The organism is Ruegeria sp. CDSA034, from assembly GCF_059612275.1.
This window is the reverse complement of record NZ_JBXWQH010000017.1, coordinates 47,547-64,402: the sequence shown is the minus strand read 5'-3', so window position 1 is coordinate 64,402 and position 16,856 is coordinate 47,547. Positions and strand designations below refer to the sequence as shown.

The window sequence follows — 16,856 nt, the reverse complement described above, 5'->3', positions numbered from 1 at the left end:
TTGTTCTCCGGATTCGATTACTGCCCCGCGCAGCGCGTGCACGGGTTCAAAAGTGTTGAGGTGAATCAGGAGAAGAAGGGTGGCCCCCGCGCATCATAGCGGGCGTAGAACCCGGCACTGCGGTGGGTGAAATCACGATGGATCCAGCGTGGCTGGATTTTCGCCGTAAAAGGGACGATCTCGCCGACTGACGGCAAGTGTGTATCCGCCGTTAGGCCCGCGAATGGGCACATTGCGCGCGAATCCGTGTCGTCGTGCACAGGATCGCCGGGGTTCAGGTCAACCCATTGTTCGACTGTTCCATCGCCAGTACAGATCACCAGCAGCACTTTCCCATCACTGCCCATCGCGGGCATCCAGCCCTGCGGGATCATGCCGGTCAGCACAACTGCCAGCAACGTAAGGATTGGGAAAATGCGGCTGATCCGGATCATTCCAGATGTGCGATGATCGAACGAAGGGTCGGAATACCGTCACCCTTTTCGGACGACGTCAGCACGATTTCCGGATATGCCGCCGGGTGCTTGGACAGTGCGCCGCGAACCTGATCCAACACCTTCTGCCGGTCATTGGCCTTGACCTTGTCCGCCTTGGTCATCACGCACTGAAATGTAACAGCGCTGGAATCCAGCAGCTTCATGATCTCGGCATCGACCGGCTTCACCCCATGGCGCGAGTCAATCAGGACAAACGCCCGTCGCAGGGTCTGGCGGCCGCTTAGATACTGTTTCAGCAGCCGCTGCCATTTTTCAACGACCTTCACCGGGGCGTTGGCGTAGCCGTACCCGGGCAGGTCAACCAGATAAAGCTCGGGACCTTGGGTGAAAAAGTTGATCTCTTGCGTGCGGCCCGGAGTGTTGGACGCGCGTGCCAGACCCTTGGTGCCGGTCAGCGCATTGATCAAGCTGGACTTGCCGACGTTTGAACGTCCGGCAAAGCAGACCTCAAGCCGGTCAGGGGTCGGCAGGCCATTCATGGCGACCACGCCTTTGACAAACTCGGACTGTCCCGCAAACAATTTGCGGCCGAGTTCCAGCGCGAACTTGTCCGGGTCTTCGACCAGTGGAAAGGGTAGGGTGCTCATAACGGATGAACCTTATCGCCAACTGAAATTGCGCCGCCTCGGACAACCTCGGCATAAACGCCGAAATCCTGATGACCCCAGCTGTTCAATGTGCCCAGCGTATCCGCATCGCGCACGCCGGTTTTCGGATTTGCCGTTGTCGCCAAACAGCGTCGGATGCGTTCTTTGACATGGAACACGGCCTCACCGATCTGTACTTCGCGATCCAGCCAGTCGAATTCTTCCCACAGGGGCAGGCCATCGAACCAGATGTTGCCACGCCAGCGCTGGATCGACAGATCGCTGCCAAGCTTTTGCCCGACGGCGCGGTGCGATGCCATGTTGCACAGGCTGATCGAGGGGTAATCGCTGTCAGTCATGCCGCGACCCGGCACTCGGATGATCCGTGCTGACGCCGCCCGATCCGCTGGCATCAACGGCCGGACCCAGTCCAAAAAGACCTGCTGTTCCCCATCCGGATCAAAAGTCAGATCCGGACGATCCGGATGTGTCAGGGTTATCGTGTCGCCGTTCAGCTGGGCCGAGATAGCCATCAGTTGCGGTGCTTTCGCCCCTCGACTGAAATTGGCGCAAGGCACCCATTGAGAACCATCCGCCTTCGACGCCTCATGCGCGACTGCCCAAACGCGATCCCCGGGCATGGTCTGCCCGGGGGTCACTGATACGGTCTGGAGGGCCTCGCGACCATGACTTTTGATCGGATGCCGCCAGATATGGGTTACTTCAGCATTCATTTGTCGTCCGTTTTGGGCGTCCGCTTGAAGCCGGATTTGATGTTGCCGAACACGTCAGGCTTATAGCCCTGACTACGCATGATCAGGTATTGCTGCGTGAACGTGATCGTGTTGTTCGCGATCCAGTAAACAACCAGTCCGCTGGCAAAGCTGCCCAACATGAACATGAACACCCAAGGCATCCAGGCAAAGATCATCGCCTGAGTCGGGTCAGTTGGTGCCGGGTTCAGCTTTTGCTGCAACCACATCGAGATCCCCAACAGCAAAGGCAGGATACCGATGAAGATAAGTGCCATAAAGGTATCTGGCTGCGGGCCGGCAAAAGGCAGCAATCCAAACAGGTTCATGATCGAAGTCGGATCAGGTGCGCTGAGGTCCTGGAAAGGGCCAAACCAAGGAGCCTGACGCAGTTCGATGGTGACGAAGATCACCTTGTACAGCGAGAAGAAGATTGGGATCTGCATCAGGATCGGCAAACAGCCCGCGGCGGGGTTTACCTTTTCCTTCTTGTACAGCTCCATCATGCCCTGCTGCATCTTTTGGCGATCGTCGCCTGCGGCTTCTTTCATGGCCTCCATCTGCGGCTGAAGCTCTTTCATCTTCGCCATCGAGACGTAGGATTTGTACGCCAGCGGGAATAGGATCGCCTTGATGATCAGCGTCAGGCCAATGATCGACCAACCCATGTTGCCGATTAGGGCGTTGATGTTGTGCAGCAGCCAGAAAATCGGCTTGGTCAGGAAGTAGAACCAGCCCCAGTCGATGCTGTCGACGAACTTCTGTACACCGTCAGCCTGATACTCGCGGATGGTTTCCCATTCTTTGGCACCCGCGAACAGTTGGGTGGTGACTTCTTCAGTTGCGCCGGGCGCGACAGTCAGCGTCGGCAGAACCGTTTCGGTCTGATAAATCTTGCGGCGGGCGTCATATTTAGCCGCAGCCTTGAATGCCGATCCCTCTGCAGGGATCAGAGTGGTCATCCAGTAGTGATCGGTAAAACCGACCCAGCCACCTTCCTTGACCTGAAAGACTTCGGCTTGCGCACGCTCATTCGGGTCAATGTCAAAGTCGCGCACATCGCCATAGTCGATCTCGTCCAGAACGCCGTCAGCCATAACCATAACGCCTTCATGCAGGATGAAGAAGTTTTTCAGATCGGGCAGGTCGCCGTCTTCGCCAATGCCGTGACGGGCCAGGATGCCATATGGGGCCATGCCGACCTCGGCCTGGGTATTGTTCTCAACCGACTGGGTGACGGTGAACATGTAGTCCTGGTCAACCTCAATAGTGCGGCGGAAGGTCAAGCCCTTGCCGTTGTCCCATTTCAGAGTGACCGGAGTATCGACCCCCAGGGTTTCGCCGTCTTCGACGGTCCACAGTGTATTAGGGCCGGGGACGTCAGCGCCGGCGACGCCTGCGCCCGGTGCCCATCCGTACAAGGCATAGTAAGCCGATTCCGAACCAACGGGCGACAGCAGTTCGACAATGGGTGCGCCTTCTTCGATCGAAACTTTGTAATCTTTCAGGAACAGTTCATCGATACGACCGCCGGACAGGGACAGGCTGCCTTTCAGGCGCGGTGTTTCAATCTCGACCCGAGGTGCTTGGGCGTCGGGCTCGATCTCGGTGGCGTCTGCGGTTGCTTCACCAACTGTATTGGTGCCAGCAGCGCTTGGGGTCTGAACCTCTGTACCATCAGTCGCGCTGATCTCGGCAGATTCCGGTGCGGTCGTCGGCTCGGGCGGTGGAAACAGCACGAACCAAACCAGGATCACGAGAAAGCTGAGCGCGGTTGCGAGGATGAGGTTCTTGTTCTGATCGTCCATCGGGGACAGCCACCTTAAGCAGTGAAAGACACCCGCTGGGTTCAACAGAGTGCGGGCCCAAAGGTCAAGCGGAATCGCCCTGTAATTCATCACCGATTGGGGTTCTGTGGCGTTAATTCGCGCCTAAGGACGTGCCTGACGCCCGATTTTTGGCATTCCGTTGAGTTTGTTTTGATGTGCGGCCATCCAGTCCAACGTCTTTTCAAAGGGCATGGGCTTGCCAATTTCAAACCCCTGCACGTGGTCGCAGCCCAGTTGCGCCATCAGGGCATGCTCGCCTTGTGTCTCGACCCCCTCGGCCAGAGTTTCGACATTCAGCCGTTCCGCCATGGTCAAAATCGCGCTGACCAACTGTTGCTGGCTTGCGTCCCGATCCGCCTTTGCCACGAAGGACCGATCGATTTTAATGCGTGAAACGTCAAAGCGCTTGATCGACGCAATGGAGGCGTGGCCAGTGCCGAAATCATCGAGGTCAATGCAGCAGCCGAGCTTGGACATGCTTATCACGTTGCGGGTGATTACGTCATCGGGCCGCCTGGAAAACACTGTTTCAAGAATCTCGACGGTCAATCTGTCGGGCGTCAGGTCATTTTGATCCAGCTCCCATTTCAGACGGTCGATCAACGCCGGGTCGCGCAGCTCTTCTGACGAGAAATTCATGCCAATCCGGGGCACAACGACACCGGCAAGGTTCCACTGGCGCATGGCGGCGAAAGCGTGATGGCGCATCACCTGACCCAAGCGTTCCATCAGATCGGCTTGTTCTGCAAAAGGCAGGAAAACCGGCGGTCCCAGCACGCCTTTCTGTGGGTGTTCCCAACGGGCAAGCGCCTCGAACCCGGTAACGTGGCCGGTGTCGGTGGAAATCTGTGGCTGAAACCATGGGCGGATTTCACCACTATCCAAGGCCGCAATAAACTCATTGCGCAGGTTGGCACGCACGCGTGCCCGCCGCTGCGTTTCAGATGAAAAGGCGCGGATGGTTGCAGGACCGTTCCTTTGTGCTTCGGCCAAGGCCGCGTTGGCTGCATCGATCCACTCGGCAAAGGTGATGTCGGGCAAAGTGGATTGCAGACAAAACCCGATTGAACATGACATGTAAACGCTGGTGCCATTTAGCATGATTGGCTCATCGACGGCGGCCTGAATGCGCCCCGACATCTGAATGCAGGCCTCCAGATCCAGATTCTGCGCGGCGTGCAGGCCGATTGCGATCTTGCCCTGGTCCAGCCCAGTGGCAATGTCATGTGAGCGTATGACCGAAAGTACCCGGCTGCGGAATTGGTCAGCCATTACGTTCCCGGCCGCATTACCGTGCAGATCAAGACATTCAGAAAACCCGTCCAATTCAACAATCATACAGGAGGCTTCGTGGCCAGTGCGCTGATTTTCCGCAAACAGCGTTTCCATCTGGGCCGCAAACCTGTCGAGAGGAAGGAGGCCGTTACCGTCTTTTTCCCGATTGCTGGCCTTGTGCTCGGTCGATACCACGGCGAACACAAGCGGCAGGGTAAGTGCCACGACAACCAATGCCCGCTCACCACCAATCCAATACGCGGCCAGACTGATCGCAGGCGCGAAGGCCAAGGCGGGCGGGCCGCTTAGCACCATGGCAAGAGAGTCAAAAATTCTGCTGACTGAGATATGTTTCCACATCGGATCTTCGGGCCTCTACCTTGCGTTTGAAACGCTCAGGTCGACCCTAGGAAACCAATCTGAGTCACTCGTTAACGGAGCTGCGGAATTTCGCCCGAATTTTCGTCATTTTCATTCGGTTTGAGTGCAAGGTTCTGAAAATCAAACAATTTTGGGTCCAAAAGATGCGACGGACGCGCATTTGTCAGGGCCCGGAACATCACTTGACGGCGTCCGGGGCTGTTCTTTTCCCACTGATCCAAAATCTGTTTGACCTGCTGACGTTGCAACCCATCCTGACTGCCGCAGAGGTCGCAGGGGATAATCGGATAGTTCATCGAGGTCGCGAATTTCTCGCAATCGGCCTCAGCCACATGGGCGAGGGGGCGGAAGACGAACAAATCGCCTTCTTCGTTCACCAGCTTGGGCGGCATGGTGGCCAGTCGCCCGCCGTGAAACAGGTTCATGAAGAACGTCTCGAGGATATCGTCGCGGTGGTGGCCCAGTACGACGGCCGAGCATCCCTCTTCCCGGGCAATGCGGTACAGGTTGCCTCGGCGCAGGCGCGAACACAGGGCGCAAAAGGTGCGGCCCTGTGTAACTTTGTCCATCACGATGGAATAGGTGTCCTGATATTCAATCCGATGCGGAACGCCCATTCGTTCCAGGAACTCGGGCAGGACAGTGGCCGGAAATCCGGGCTGGCCCTGGTCGAGGTTGCAAGCCAGTAAATCAATGGGCAGCAGGCCACGCCATTTAAGTTCGTACAGAACGGCCAACAGGGTATAACTGTCCTTACCGCCGGACAGGCAAACCAGCCAGCGGGGCGGTTTCCCGTCCTTGTCATGCGCGGACGGGTCCACCATCCCATAGTGCTCGATGGCTTCACGGGTCTGCCGCACAATGCGTTTGCGCAGTTTTTTGAACTCGGTGGTCGAGGGCGCGCCTGCAAAGAGCGGGTGGATATCGTCAGCTTCGTCAAACATGCGCTGCCCCTACAGCAGTTAAGCCAACCGGGCAAGTGGCCGGGTCAGCCCAGTCGGGCAAGCAGGGCGTCCGTGTCCAGCCCGGACACGGATCCGGAGATGCGGCCGCTGTTGCCCAAAAGCCTTGTGGCGATGAACCCGTCTGCAACGGCCGCGGGTGCGCGACGCAATAGCTGAGCTGCTGTCAGCAGCAATGCAGTACGTTCGGCAAACCAACGGGCTTCACTCTCAGGCGGCAGCCCGGGCCACCGATCACGATGCGCCTTGAGCGCGGCGTCATAGCCGTGGTCGACACCCGTTGCTATATCCAGTTCGGCCTGCAGGGCCTCAGCGGCCAGCGGTTCGCGAGACAGGCTGCGCAGAATGTCGAGACAGATCACATTGCCCGACCCCTCCCAAATACCGTTCAGCGGGGCTTCGCGATACAGCAGGGGCAGGGGCGTGTCTTCGACATAGCCCATGCCACCCAGCACCTCCATTGCCTCAACGACTACGGCCGGGCATCGCTTGTTATTCAGGAACTTGGCCAGGGCGACACCGATACGGGCAAAGGCCTTGTCTTCGGGTGACTGGCCGTCGAAGGCCTGCGCGACGCGCATCCCCAGCGTCAATGCGCCCTCCCAGTCCAGCACGAGATCAGCCAGCACAGCGCGCATCAAGGGCTGGTCGATCAACCGGCGCTGAAAAGCGCTGCGGTGGGCGACCCAATGATGCGCTTCGCTGAGGGCTGCGCGCATCAGGCCCGCCGGGGCCACGGCTGTATCCAGTCGGGTGTGATGGACCATCTCGATAATTGTTCGCACGCCCGCGCCTTCGTCCCCCAGTTGGTACGCCAGTGCGTCGTGATATTCGATTTCGGACGAGGCGTTGGATTTGTTCCCCAGCTTGTCCTTGAGCCGCATCAGGTGAATGGCGTTGCGTTCACCGTCCAGCCAGCGGGGGACGAGGAAACAGGTCAGCCCACCGGGCGCTTGTGCCAGCGTCAGAAAACCGTCCGACATGGGGGCCGAGCAGAACCACTTGTGCCCGCGCAGACGCCAGTGCTCGCCGTCTCGAGTAGCGATGGTGGTATTGGCGCGCACGTCCGAGCCGCCCTGCTTTTCGGTCATTGCCATGCCCAATGTGGCGCTGGATTTTTGTTCGATCGGTTTAGTATTCGGATCATAGCTGCGCGCCATGAGCTTAGGCCGCCACTCGGAGGCGATCTGTTCATTTGCAGCAAGAGCCGGGATTGCCGCGTAGGTCATGGTCAATGGGCAGCAATGGCCCGGCTCAACCTGGCTGGCCAGATACATCATCGCGGCGTGGGTCGTGTGGCCGCCGGACTGACCGTCCCAGGCCAAGGCCGCATAGCCGGCAGATTGGCTGATCTGCATCATCTCATGATAGGCGGGGTGAAACCGTACCTCGTCCAGGCGCCTACCGCCCTGATCGAACAATCGAAGTTCGGGGAGGTGCCGATTGGCCTCGCGCCCCAGCTCGCGGGTTTCCACCCGTCCCAACGTTTCCCCGTAAGCCGCCAAAGGCGCTTCGCGACCGCCCGTGAAATGCACGGCGTTTCGCAGAACGGGATCTGAAGACCAGAGATTAGAATCCGCGCGCACAGGCGGCTGATTCAATACGTCATGTGTCGGCAGGGAATGGCGGGCGTCGGATGTCATCTGAACCTCGGGCAGTACGGGTTCAAGTGTTCAGCGCATGTCCGAATGGGTCAAGGCTGACGGAGGGTCATAAAGATCAGCTGTCGTCTTCCTTGCGGTTGGGTACGGGGTCGTACCCATCGCCGCCCCAGGGATGGCAGCGGCTAATCCGCCGTGCCGCCAGCCAGCTTCCCTTGATGGCCCCATGCTTTTCCAGTGCTTCCAGCGCATAGGCCGAGCAGGTGGGCTGGTATCGGCAATTGAAGCCAACCCAGGGACTGAAGACCAGCCGATAGGCCCTTACAGGTAGAGCCACGATATGAGAGAAGAGGGTCATTTCCGCCCGCTGTGCACTTTGCGAAGCGCATAGCGCAGATCGTCCAGAAGTGCCTCATAGGGTCGCGCGGCTGTGGTTTCGGCCCGACCAATCAGAACGTAATCCCACCCGTCATGTCCAATGACGGGCAGAACAGCCCGAGCGGCCTCGCGCAACCTGCGCTTGGCGCGGTTGCGTGCTACGGCATTGCCAACCTTTTTGGAACAGGTAAAGCCTACCCGAATTCCGGTCGCCTCGTCCGGGGTACGTTTGCGAGCCTGCACCATCATCGAGGATGTGCCCTGCCTGCGGGCACGCGCTGCCTTAAGGAAATCAGATCGTTTCCTGAGAACGGTCAAAAATTCAGGCGCGCAAACGGACGCCGCCGGGGGCGTTTCCCCGGGCTGGTTCTTACCATCCACGAGGGGCCTCCGGCGGCGTCATGTTCATAACCTGATCGGTGAGCGGTTTACGCGCTCAGCGACTTGCGGCCGCGTGCGCGGCGCGAATTCAGGATTTTGCGACCGGCCTTAGTGGCCATGCGCGCGCGGAAACCGTGGCGGCGTTTGCGAACCAGGTTCGAAGGCTGATAGGTGCGTTTCATCGCTCCGTCTCCAATCTATGCGGTCGGGTGCAGCGCGGATTCGCCTGCCCGTGGTGTTCGAAGCCCGTCCTCTACTGGGTAGTGGGGGGTAAGTCAAACCCCTAGGTGGGGGTTTTCGTGGCTTTTGCAACAATTCTGTAGTCGGGTCGGACAAAACGTTTCAAAACAGCGGGATTATCGCCCCAAACCCTCACATTCCTTACCAAAAACATCAAGGCAGCGTGAGCCCCCTGTTGCGTAGGGCGCAAGCAGCGCATGTTGGGGTCAGAATGAAACGTAACAAACCGGACAGCCTTATGAGCGAAACGACTCAGGCACCGCGCAATGGGTTGGCGCGGCATATTCCATTGCTGGTGATTCTCGCCGTCGCTGCGGTGGGGTTCTTCACACTGGGCGACTACCTGACTTTTGAGACGCTGCGCGACAATCGTGAGGCGCTATTGACCTGGCGCGACGCCAACTATTGGGCAATGGCTGCAGCTTTCGTTGGCATTTACATTATCATCGTCGCGTTTTCGCTGCCGGGTGCCGCAGTGGCGTCAATGACCGGCGGGTTTCTTTTCGGCCTGTTCGCCGGAACCGTGTTCAACGTGTTTGCGGCAACCATCGGAGCCTCTGCAATCTTTCTGGCGGCGCGCTGGGGGTTGGGCGAATCCCTGACAAAACGGCTTGAGTCCTCGGAAGGGACGATCAAGAAACTGAAAGACGGGCTACGCGAGAATGAGATCTCGGTGCTGTTTCTATTGCGTCTTGTTCCCGTTGTGCCGTTTTTTGTGGCCAACCTAGTGCCGGCGCTGGTCGGCGTGAGGTTCCGCAACTTCCTGATCACCACCGCGCTGGGCATTATCCCGGGCGGAATCGTCTACACATGGATCGGCGTCGGGCTGGGTGGTGTGTTCGATCGGGGCGAAACACCTGATGTATCGCTGTTATGGGAACCATTTGTGATTGGCCCGATCATCGGCTTGTGTGTGCTGGCCACGCTGCCAATTGTCATCAAATCCCTGCGTGGCCGAAAGGACCGCTGAAATCATGCAAGAATTGAAAACCGACATCCTGGTGATTGGCGCCGGGTCCGGGGGGCTGTCAGTCGCTGCTGGCGCCAGCCAGATGGGGGCCGATGTGATTCTGCTGGAAGGTCACAAGATGGGTGGCGATTGCCTCAACTTCGGCTGCGTCCCTTCCAAGGCTCTGATTGCCAGCGGCAAGGCAGCTTACGGTCAGGCACATTCTGCCGCGCTGGGCGTGGCTGACGTGGTACCGCAGGCCGACTACGCCGCCGCCAAAGACCACGTTCACGATGTTATCGCTCAGATCGAGCCGATGGACAGTCAGGAACGGTTTGAAGGTTTCGGCGTAAATGTGATCCGGGAATTCGGCAGCTTCGTCTCTCCGACACAGGTGCAGGCGGGCGACAACATGATCACCGCACGGCGCATAGTGATCGCGACGGGCTCTTCGCCTTTGGTGCCTCCGATTCCGGGATTGGATCAGGTGCCATTCTATACCAATGAGACGATCTTTGACCTGCGCGACAAGCCTGAACATCTTTTGATTATTGGTGGCGGACCGATCGGGATGGAGATGGCGCAAGCGCATGTCCGACTGGGCTGTAAGGTCACGGTTGTCGAAGGCCTGAAGGCGCTGGGCAAGGATGACCGCGAGGCCGCCGCGGTCGTTCTGGACAGCTCGCGCGCCGAAGGTGTGGTTATTCATGAACAGGCTATGGTCGCCCAGATTCGCGACAACAAAGGGGCCATAGAAATTGTGACCGAGGCGGGTGAGATCTATTCGGGGTCTCATTTATTGTTGGCCGCCGGGCGTAAGGCCAACACAGACCGTTTGAACTTAAAGGCTGCCGGGATTGAACCAACCCGCAACGGGATCAAGGTCGATGACGCGCTGCGCACGACGAATCGCAGAGTTTACGCCATTGGCGACGTCGCTGGTGGTCTGCAATTCACTCATGTCGCTGGATATCACGCAGGGATCATCATCCGTTCTGCGTTGTTTGGCCTGCCCTCGAAGGCAAAAGCCGCACATATCCCTTGGGCGACCTACACCGACCCGGAATTGGCGCAGGTGGGCCTGACCGAGGCTCAGGCCCGTGAACAACATGGTGACAAGGTCGAAATCGCGCGCTTCGACTATCACCATAACGACCGGGCAATCTCTGAGCGGAAAACCAAAGGGTTCATTAAGGTCATGGTCGTAAAGGGTCGGCCTGTGGGGGCCACAATCGTAGGGCATCAGGCCGGAGAGCTGATCAACTTGTGGTCGCTTGCGTTGGCCAATAACCTGAAGATGGGTCAGATCGCTGCGATGGTTTCGCCCTATCCGACGATCGGAGAGCTTAACAAACGGGTGGCGGGTGCCTATTTCTCGCCAAGGCTGTTTGAGAATCAGATGGTTAAACAAGTGGTCAGGTTCGTCCAACGCTGGATGCCCTAGCCAAGAAGGGAGAGCAGATTGAATTCGCTGTCGGGCCGATTTCTGATCCTGACGACGGTCTTCGTGATGTTGGCCGAGATTTTGATCTTTGTTCCTTCAATCGCGCGCTTTCGCGAAGACTTTCTGCTGAACCGGCTTGAGCGCGCGCAGATCGCGTCATTGGCGCTGCTGGCTGACGATATGCTGGCTGAAGACCTTGAGGCCGAACTGCTGGCCAACGCGGGTGTCTATAACGTCGTGCTGCGCCGCGATGAGGTGCGCCAGCTTATGCTGTCTTCGCCGATTCCGGAACAGATCACCAAGACCTACGATCTGCGCGACGCAGGGCCTTGGGTGTTGATCCGCGACGCGCTGGCGCGACTGTTCACTACTGAGAACGAAGTCATCCGCGTTATTGGCGAACCCGTCAAAGGGGCAGGTCTGCTGATTGAGGTCACCATAGAGAGCATGCCGCTGCGAATGGCGATGACAGATTATGGCCTGCGCATTCTGGGGCTGTCCTTCGTAATTTCCATCATCACCGCGTTCTTTTTGTTTTTGGCTGTGCGCGTCGTTTTGGTGAAACCGATCAAAAGTGTTGTTGGTTATATGCAGCGCTATGCAGAGGCGCCCGAAGACGCGAGGGGAATCATCTCGCCCAACTCCAAAGTGACCGAACTTCGTGAGGCCGAGGAGGCGCTGCAGCAATTGCAGACCGAGCTGACGCAGGCCTTGAAGCAACGTGAACGGCTGGCGCAACTGGGCGGCGCGGTGGCCAAGGTCAGCCACGATTTGCGGAACATACTGACTTCGGCACAGTTGTTCACCGACCGGATTGAGACCAGCGATGATCCCTTGGTGCGGCGTATGGCGCCCAAGCTGGTGAACTCGATCACACGGGCAGTGTCGTTGTGCGAAAGCACGCTGGCCTTCGGACGTGCGGAAGAACCTGCGCCGACACTTACCATGGTGCGCATGCACGATGTCGCCGCAGATGTCGTCGCCAGCGAACAGCTGGCTGTTGCGGATGCTTGCGTCGAGATCGTGAACGACGTGCCCAAAGATCTTGTGGCCCGGGCCGACCCAGAGCAGATATTCCGTGTCATGATGAACCTTGTGCGCAATGCGCGTCAGGCCTTGGTGGCATCCGGGAAGCCGGGAAACATCACGATCGCCGGCTGCGAATATAAAGACGACTGGTGCGTCGAGATCAGGGATGACGGCCCCGGATTGCCGCCCAAAGCACGTGAGAACCTGTTCACTCCATTTCAGGGCGGGGTGCGTAAGGGAGGCTCTGGGCTAGGCCTTGCCATCTCGCAGGAGCTGGTACGTGGGCATGGCGGAGACCTGATATTGGCGCATACCGGGGCCGAGGGGACAACCTTTGAAATCAGGCTTCCGCGGGGCGATGGGACTTTTTGAAAACTTTTTGAAGAATCGACTTGCGTGTCCCGAACACCGGGTCTAAATACCGCCTCACCAACGCGGACCGATAGCTCAGCTGGATAGAGTACTTGACTACGAATCAAGGGGTCGGGGGTTCGAATCCTCCTCGGTCCGCCACTGGTTTCCTGTGTAAGGCGACACATAGTTCTGCCACCATCGACAGAACCTTGCCATTTTCGCCTCACTTCCTTCATCCAGTAACCAGACCGATTTCATTGATCCTGACTTCCTTTTGGGAAAATCAGGGTGATTTGCAGATCAGTCGCTGAAGGCGCCTGTTCCTGCTGATCTGCCACGTGGCGAACGCGGATGGGCGCGAATAGTCCCGAGCTTAATCTAAAGGCCTATCTCGATGAGATGTGGAGCGAAGACGAAACTACTACTGTTTCTTTGGGGACTGGAAAGGGTCTCGCTCGACGAGACGAAAAAATTGCGGAAGATCTTGAGGCCCAATTCAAGATGATTTCGGTCGCCTATGCCACTGGAGAATTGGATGAGATCGACCGCGTAGTTAACTACCTAGCGTTCATACGTCGCATGAAAAAGCAGGGCGTTTACGAGATTGGACACTGGAGTGATGAGGACCCAGATGGGTGACGATGTAACTAGAAGGTGGTTCACGTAACACCCGTTCAGCAATGTCCAATGGCTTTTATCTAAGGCCTTCCCTCCGAGAACTCAAAACCTGACATTTAGGCGGGACGCGGCGAATGTCTCGAAGGAGCCCAAAGCAGAAACGCCATGCGATTAAGCAGAAGAACCTGCTAGCACCAAAAATCAGTGGTCAACAATCTTACTCAATTTCCGAGGATCGCGCCCAGAGATTGATTTCCTCTTCCGAGCTTACCTCGTCAATCTTAGCGAGTTCCGCTTCGGTAAATTCCAAATTCTGGACCGCACCTACGCAATCCACGATCTGCTCAGGACGCGAAGCGCCAATAAGGGCTGTCGTAATCCGGTCACCTCTCAGCACCCAAGCAAGCGCCATCTGAGCTAATGATTGACCGCGTGACGCCGCTATATCGTTTAGAGCCCTGACACTCGTCAATGAACGTTCGTTGATCATGCCGTCCAATAGAGACTTGCCTTGGGTCGCACGACTGTCTTCGGGAATGCCGTTCAGATACTTCGATGTCAAAATACCCTGGGCAAGTGGCGTGAACGCAATCGATCCCACGTTCAATTCGTCAAGCGTATCCAACAGCCCGTCCCGCTCAACCCAACGGTTGAGTAGGTTATACGACGGCTGATGAATCAGGCACGGCGTGCCAAGGTCTTTCAAGATGGCCAGCGCTTCGCGCGTTCGTTGCGAGTTGTAGCTTGAAATTCCGACGTAAAGTGCGCGCCCAGAGCGCACTATATAGTCTAAGGCCCCCATAGTTTCTTCCAGAGGGGTATCTGGATCGTAACGGTGGGAATAAAAGATATCTGCGTATTCTAACCCCATCCGCTTGAGCGACTGATCACAAGAGGCCACAAGATACTTTCGTGATCCCCACTCCCCATAGGGGCCCGGCCACATATCATACCCTGCCTTGGTAGATATGATGAGTTCGTCCCGATAGCCTGCGAAATCAGTTTTTAAAATTTCACCGAATGCTTCTTCCGCCGATCCCGGCGGCGGGCCATAGTTATTTGCTAAATCAAAGTGCGTTATACCCAAGTCAAAAGCAGTGCGGCAGAGATCGCGCTTTGTCTGGTGCGGGGTATCCCCACCAAAGTTGTGCCATAGCCCAAGGCTTATCGCGGGTAGCTTTATGCCAGACTGCCCACAACGGCGATAGACCATTTGCTCGTAGCGGTCCGGATTAGGAAGAAATGGGCGTGGCCGAGGCTTCGGGGGGCGTTGTAATTTGCTCATCTGCCCATAATCCGAGATCATCACCCCGTGTCAATTCAACGAGATAGTAATCGGCAATCAGCGAGGCCTGCCGTATAGACGGAACATGCCTCAGGCATTGCCAGCGCAAATTGTCAAACTGCAAACTAGTCCTCGAATAACGCGCGAACCTTCGACATGTCATAGGCATGTTCCGTCAGGTTTTCAGGATCCCATTCGCTCCGCTCAGCTTCAAAAAAATCCCCGCCGTATACGTGGATTGCTCCGGTCAACTTGGGGATAGGGTTTGTAACCGAGTGAATGAGGTCCTTACCAAGGGGAGCATATTCACCCGTCGACAATGCTCGAGCCCCCGCCGCTTCAATGCGTCCGTTAGGGTCATCTGCTACGCGCCGCCAAAAAATGTTATCTTCTCGACCACCATAAGTACCGATCACGGCCCACATTTCGTGATTGTGGGGCATTATGGTCATTCCTGGCTTCCATACGACGTTGACGATTGTCAGATCACCTGACTTGTAAATGGGAAAGATACCGCTTTCGGTCGGCTCTCCCAAGGTTTGCGTCACGCCCGCGGGATCGCGCATCGCCCGGTCCACCACCTCAGCCACCGATTTGTGAGACGCGTCCTGATCTACTGCGGTCCGGCAGTCCGCTACAAACTGTTCCATGTTCCACATATCTTCAGCCCCCAATTGCATACGATAAATGCAACAGGGTAGCACATGCTGTAAAATAGACGAAATTGGGACCCAGATTGTAACTGCATGGATCGGGCATCTAAGACTTCCAATGACTGCTTGGCTTGCTTAGCGTTCTTTCGCCAGATCGGGGCGGATGTCTAATTTGCGGAACCATCCGTCGATTGCATCGCATATATTAGGCTGTCTGTTTGCTTAATCGAAAATGCGTTCGCCCTGCTCGTCGATCACCTGTTTCGCCTTTGCGATGCTGAAGCTTTCGCCCTGATCCCGGGTCTCAAAAACATCCGCCCGGATCACTGTATGGGTCTTGCGATTTCCGCCGATGGTCTTTTCGATACGGGCTAGAAGGCGGTACTTGCCACCTTCGGGCATCAGGTCCGGAAAGATTTCGAACCCTCTGTAAGAGACTGGCTCCGGCTCCGACTTTTCACCACCACCGAAGAGTTTAGAGAAGAGGGACATTGGGCGGCTCCTTTCAGCGTTGCTATGACGGGAGACTAGCGCCGCTTAGGACAGGCGTGAAGCATGTCGTGCTATCACAACATTTGCCTTCGATCCGTTGGCACGCTCCTTGCGTTGCCTAGTACGTCCAGATCCGCGGTAGAAGTCCATTCCCCACACCACGCTCCCTTGTAAGACTGTCCAGACCGCCATTCTTACACGCCGCCGCCGACGACCGCTTTGAGCCCAAATGAGACTAGAGTTTACCCCGTTTTACCTATTTTAAGGAACTAACTCAGGCTCTTGGCAGCACTGATTACACAATGCGACCATAGACAGCCGGATGGGTCACTTGGTTAACCGATCTTCTGAGTATACGAGAGGGTCTATGATCGCGACTATGTCGCTTCCACTGTCCTCCAAGCCAAGTCTTTCGCAAAGCCGTGCAGAAGGAATGTTGCCCGGAGCGATGCCTGTCTTGAACCCTGTGGCCCCAAGCTTTTCATGCGAGTGAATTAGAGCTATCGCCCCCAAGACTTTTGCAATGCCCTCGCCCATGCGTTCAGGTTTGGTCGAGAGTTGCCCCCATTGTGCGCGACTACGCAGCCGACTGCTGGAGGGATGACACAGAACTGAACCCGCAGTTGCGACTGGGGCACCTGATTTATCAACGACGACCATAGCAAATCCGGGCCGAGACAATCCGCGCATCACCGGACCTATTGGCGGTAAAACACCGTGGCTCAACGCGACTTCTGCGAAAGCTTCAAGCCATTCTGGCGGAGAGCTACGATCAATCACTCGTATGGATAAATCTTCGGGCAACGCCTGAGTTGCGACCACTTGCCGAGCGGCTTCGACACAGTTCAGACCGCCAAGATAGCAAGCAATCGTGTCGGTCTTTAAACCCTCGCTTTCAATTCGTTCGCGCGCCAACGCAACCTCCTCACGCGGTATGCTTTCTATCGCCGTGATGCCAAGAATTCGGGCCATTGCGACGGCATCATCCAACGCCCCGCTATATTCGTTGGCAATCTGTATACCACGCCCATGGCTACAAAACCGAGGGTCATCACCCAACAGCTGCATAAGATGCTCGCCCATGGTTGACATGCGTCGTTGTGCTTCACTTCCGAATACTTCCATGAGATTTTCCTCGAAGTACCACAT

At 57.0% G+C, this 16,856-nt stretch carries 17 protein-coding genes, 1 tRNA gene and 1 pseudogene; 5 read left to right on the top strand and 14 right to left on the bottom strand.

Annotated elements, in window-relative coordinates:
- Positions 1-65 precede the first annotated feature (65 nt).
- The 10 genes and pseudogenes from AC2FLJ_RS20825 to rpmH form a co-directional block, all read right to left on the bottom strand.
- Positions 66-434 (bottom strand): DUF2946 family protein, encoded by a 369-nt coding sequence (locus AC2FLJ_RS20825; RefSeq protein ID WP_496707453.1) that lies wholly within the window; start codon positions 432-434, stop codon positions 66-68.
- Positions 431-1,084, bottom strand: coding sequence for a ribosome biogenesis GTP-binding protein YihA/YsxC (gene yihA / locus AC2FLJ_RS20820; protein ID WP_496698162.1), 654 nt, complete (start codon positions 1,082-1,084; stop codon positions 431-433). Before yihA ends, AC2FLJ_RS20825 begins: the two co-directional genes overlap by 4 nt.
- Positions 1,081-1,818: an MOSC domain-containing protein gene (locus tag AC2FLJ_RS20815; RefSeq protein ID WP_496707451.1), complete on the bottom strand. Its 738-nt coding sequence runs from the start codon at positions 1,816-1,818 to the stop codon at positions 1,081-1,083. Before AC2FLJ_RS20815 ends, yihA begins: the two co-directional genes overlap by 4 nt.
- A complete protein-coding gene (yidC, locus tag AC2FLJ_RS20810; RefSeq protein WP_496707450.1) occupies positions 1,815-3,644 on the bottom strand; it encodes a membrane protein insertase YidC in 1,830 nt (609 codons plus the stop codon). The genes AC2FLJ_RS20815 and yidC overlap by 4 nt, the downstream gene beginning before the upstream one ends.
- A gap of 123 nt (positions 3,645-3,767) precedes the next feature.
- The gene (locus AC2FLJ_RS20805) at positions 3,768-5,300 is read right to left on the bottom strand and encodes an EAL domain-containing protein (protein WP_496707448.1); all 1,533 of its coding nucleotides are present in this window, start codon (positions 5,298-5,300) and stop codon (positions 3,768-3,770) included.
- A 71-nt stretch (positions 5,301-5,371) separates the two neighbouring features.
- Positions 5,372-6,265, bottom strand: coding sequence for a tRNA 2-thiocytidine(32) synthetase TtcA (ttcA, locus tag AC2FLJ_RS20800; RefSeq protein ID WP_496698168.1), 894 nt, complete (start codon positions 6,263-6,265; stop codon positions 5,372-5,374).
- A gap of 44 nt (positions 6,266-6,309) precedes the next feature.
- Positions 6,310-7,926, bottom strand: a complete 1,617-nt coding sequence (locus tag AC2FLJ_RS20795; RefSeq protein WP_496707445.1) for an acyl-CoA dehydrogenase family protein — start codon at positions 7,924-7,926, stop codon at positions 6,310-6,312.
- Between the two features lie 76 nt (positions 7,927-8,002).
- On the bottom strand, positions 8,003-8,242 hold the full coding sequence (yidD, locus tag AC2FLJ_RS20790; protein ID WP_496698172.1) for a membrane protein insertion efficiency factor YidD: 240 nt from the start codon (positions 8,240-8,242) through the stop codon (positions 8,003-8,005).
- Positions 8,239-8,665: pseudogene (gene rnpA, locus AC2FLJ_RS20785) on the bottom strand (ribonuclease P protein component). Before rnpA ends, yidD begins: the two are co-directional and overlap by 4 nt.
- 25 nt (positions 8,666-8,690) lie before the next feature.
- Positions 8,691-8,825: a 50S ribosomal protein L34 gene (rpmH, locus tag AC2FLJ_RS20780; RefSeq protein ID WP_005632162.1), complete on the bottom strand. Its 135-nt coding sequence runs from the start codon at positions 8,823-8,825 to the stop codon at positions 8,691-8,693.
- 296 nt (positions 8,826-9,121) lie between these two features.
- On the opposite strand from rpmH, the gene AC2FLJ_RS20775 reads away from it, so the two are divergent.
- The 5 genes from AC2FLJ_RS20775 to AC2FLJ_RS20755 all read left to right on the top strand — a co-directional run bounded on the left by AC2FLJ_RS20775 (position 9,122) and on the right by AC2FLJ_RS20755 (position 13,298).
- Complete coding sequence (locus tag AC2FLJ_RS20775) at positions 9,122-9,853, top strand: TVP38/TMEM64 family protein (RefSeq protein ID WP_496698593.1); 732 nt, start codon at positions 9,122-9,124, stop codon at positions 9,851-9,853.
- A gap of 4 nt (positions 9,854-9,857) precedes the next feature.
- Positions 9,858-11,276 (top strand): dihydrolipoyl dehydrogenase family protein, encoded by a 1,419-nt coding sequence (locus AC2FLJ_RS20770; RefSeq protein ID WP_496707443.1) that lies wholly within the window; start codon positions 9,858-9,860, stop codon positions 11,274-11,276.
- 18 nt (positions 11,277-11,294) lie between these two features.
- Positions 11,295-12,677, top strand: coding sequence for an ATP-binding protein (locus AC2FLJ_RS20765; RefSeq protein ID WP_496698176.1), 1,383 nt, complete (start codon positions 11,295-11,297; stop codon positions 12,675-12,677).
- 64 nt (positions 12,678-12,741) lie between these two features.
- A tRNA-Arg gene (locus AC2FLJ_RS20760) sits at positions 12,742-12,818 on the top strand.
- A 192-nt stretch (positions 12,819-13,010) separates the two neighbouring features.
- Entirely contained in the window at positions 13,011-13,298 is a 288-nt protein-coding gene (locus AC2FLJ_RS20755) for a hypothetical protein (RefSeq protein WP_496707441.1), read from the top strand.
- Positions 13,299-13,494: 196 nt separating this feature from the next.
- Here AC2FLJ_RS20755 and mgrA read toward each other — a convergent pair whose 3' ends face one another.
- From mgrA to AC2FLJ_RS20735, 4 genes are all read right to left on the bottom strand, one after another.
- Positions 13,495-14,562 (bottom strand): L-glyceraldehyde 3-phosphate reductase, encoded by a 1,068-nt coding sequence (gene mgrA, locus AC2FLJ_RS20750; RefSeq protein ID WP_083445396.1) that lies wholly within the window; start codon positions 14,560-14,562, stop codon positions 13,495-13,497.
- A 125-nt stretch (positions 14,563-14,687) separates the two neighbouring features.
- A complete protein-coding gene (locus tag AC2FLJ_RS20745; RefSeq protein ID WP_496707439.1) occupies positions 14,688-15,212 on the bottom strand; it encodes a cysteine dioxygenase family protein in 525 nt (174 codons plus the stop codon).
- 225 nt (positions 15,213-15,437) lie between these two features.
- Positions 15,438-15,707 carry an HlyU family transcriptional regulator gene (locus tag AC2FLJ_RS20740; protein ID WP_282121391.1) on the bottom strand — a complete coding sequence of 90 codons (270 nt, stop codon included), beginning with the start codon at positions 15,705-15,707 and terminating at the stop codon, positions 15,438-15,440.
- A gap of 327 nt (positions 15,708-16,034) precedes the next feature.
- Positions 16,035-16,832 carry a GNAT family N-acetyltransferase gene (locus tag AC2FLJ_RS20735; protein ID WP_496700054.1) on the bottom strand — a complete coding sequence of 266 codons (798 nt, stop codon included), beginning with the start codon at positions 16,830-16,832 and terminating at the stop codon, positions 16,035-16,037.
- Positions 16,833-16,856 lie beyond the last annotated feature (24 nt).

What these genes read in the sequence shown, in the direction of transcription:
- AC2FLJ_RS20825 (WP_496707453.1), bottom strand. Translation starts at nt 434, where the DNA reads ATGATCCGGATCAGCCGCATTTTCCCAATCCTTACGTTGCTGGCAGTT.
- yihA (WP_496698162.1), bottom strand. Translation starts at nt 1,084, where the DNA reads ATGAGCACCCTACCCTTTCCACTGGTCGAAGACCCGGACAAGTTCGCG.
- AC2FLJ_RS20815 (WP_496707451.1), bottom strand. Translation starts at nt 1,818, where the DNA reads ATGAATGCTGAAGTAACCCATATCTGGCGGCATCCGATCAAAAGTCAT.
- yidC (WP_496707450.1), bottom strand. Translation starts at nt 3,644, where the DNA reads ATGGACGATCAGAACAAGAACCTCATCCTCGCAACCGCGCTCAGCTTT.
- AC2FLJ_RS20805 (WP_496707448.1), bottom strand. Translation starts at nt 5,300, where the DNA reads ATGTGGAAACATATCTCAGTCAGCAGAATTTTTGACTCTCTTGCCATG.
- ttcA (WP_496698168.1), bottom strand. Translation starts at nt 6,265, where the DNA reads ATGTTTGACGAAGCTGACGATATCCACCCGCTCTTTGCAGGCGCGCCC.
- AC2FLJ_RS20795 (WP_496707445.1), bottom strand. Translation starts at nt 7,926, where the DNA reads ATGACATCCGACGCCCGCCATTCCCTGCCGACACATGACGTATTGAAT.
- yidD (WP_496698172.1), bottom strand. Translation starts at nt 8,242, where the DNA reads ATGACCCTCTTCTCTCATATCGTGGCTCTACCTGTAAGGGCCTATCGG.
- rpmH (WP_005632162.1), bottom strand. Translation starts at nt 8,825, where the DNA reads ATGAAACGCACCTATCAGCCTTCGAACCTGGTTCGCAAACGCCGCCAC.
- AC2FLJ_RS20775 (WP_496698593.1), top strand. Translation starts at nt 9,122, where the DNA reads ATGAGCGAAACGACTCAGGCACCGCGCAATGGGTTGGCGCGGCATATT.
- AC2FLJ_RS20770 (WP_496707443.1), top strand. Translation starts at nt 9,858, where the DNA reads ATGCAAGAATTGAAAACCGACATCCTGGTGATTGGCGCCGGGTCCGGG.
- AC2FLJ_RS20755 (WP_496707441.1), top strand. Translation starts at nt 13,011, where the DNA reads ATGGGCGCGAATAGTCCCGAGCTTAATCTAAAGGCCTATCTCGATGAG.
- mgrA (WP_083445396.1), bottom strand. Translation starts at nt 14,562, where the DNA reads ATGAGCAAATTACAACGCCCCCCGAAGCCTCGGCCACGCCCATTTCTT.
- AC2FLJ_RS20745 (WP_496707439.1), bottom strand. Translation starts at nt 15,212, where the DNA reads ATGGAACAGTTTGTAGCGGACTGCCGGACCGCAGTAGATCAGGACGCG.
- AC2FLJ_RS20740 (WP_282121391.1), bottom strand. Translation starts at nt 15,707, where the DNA reads ATGTCCCTCTTCTCTAAACTCTTCGGTGGTGGTGAAAAGTCGGAGCCG.
- AC2FLJ_RS20735 (WP_496700054.1), bottom strand. Translation starts at nt 16,832, where the DNA reads ATGGAAGTATTCGGAAGTGAAGCACAACGACGCATGTCAACCATGGGC.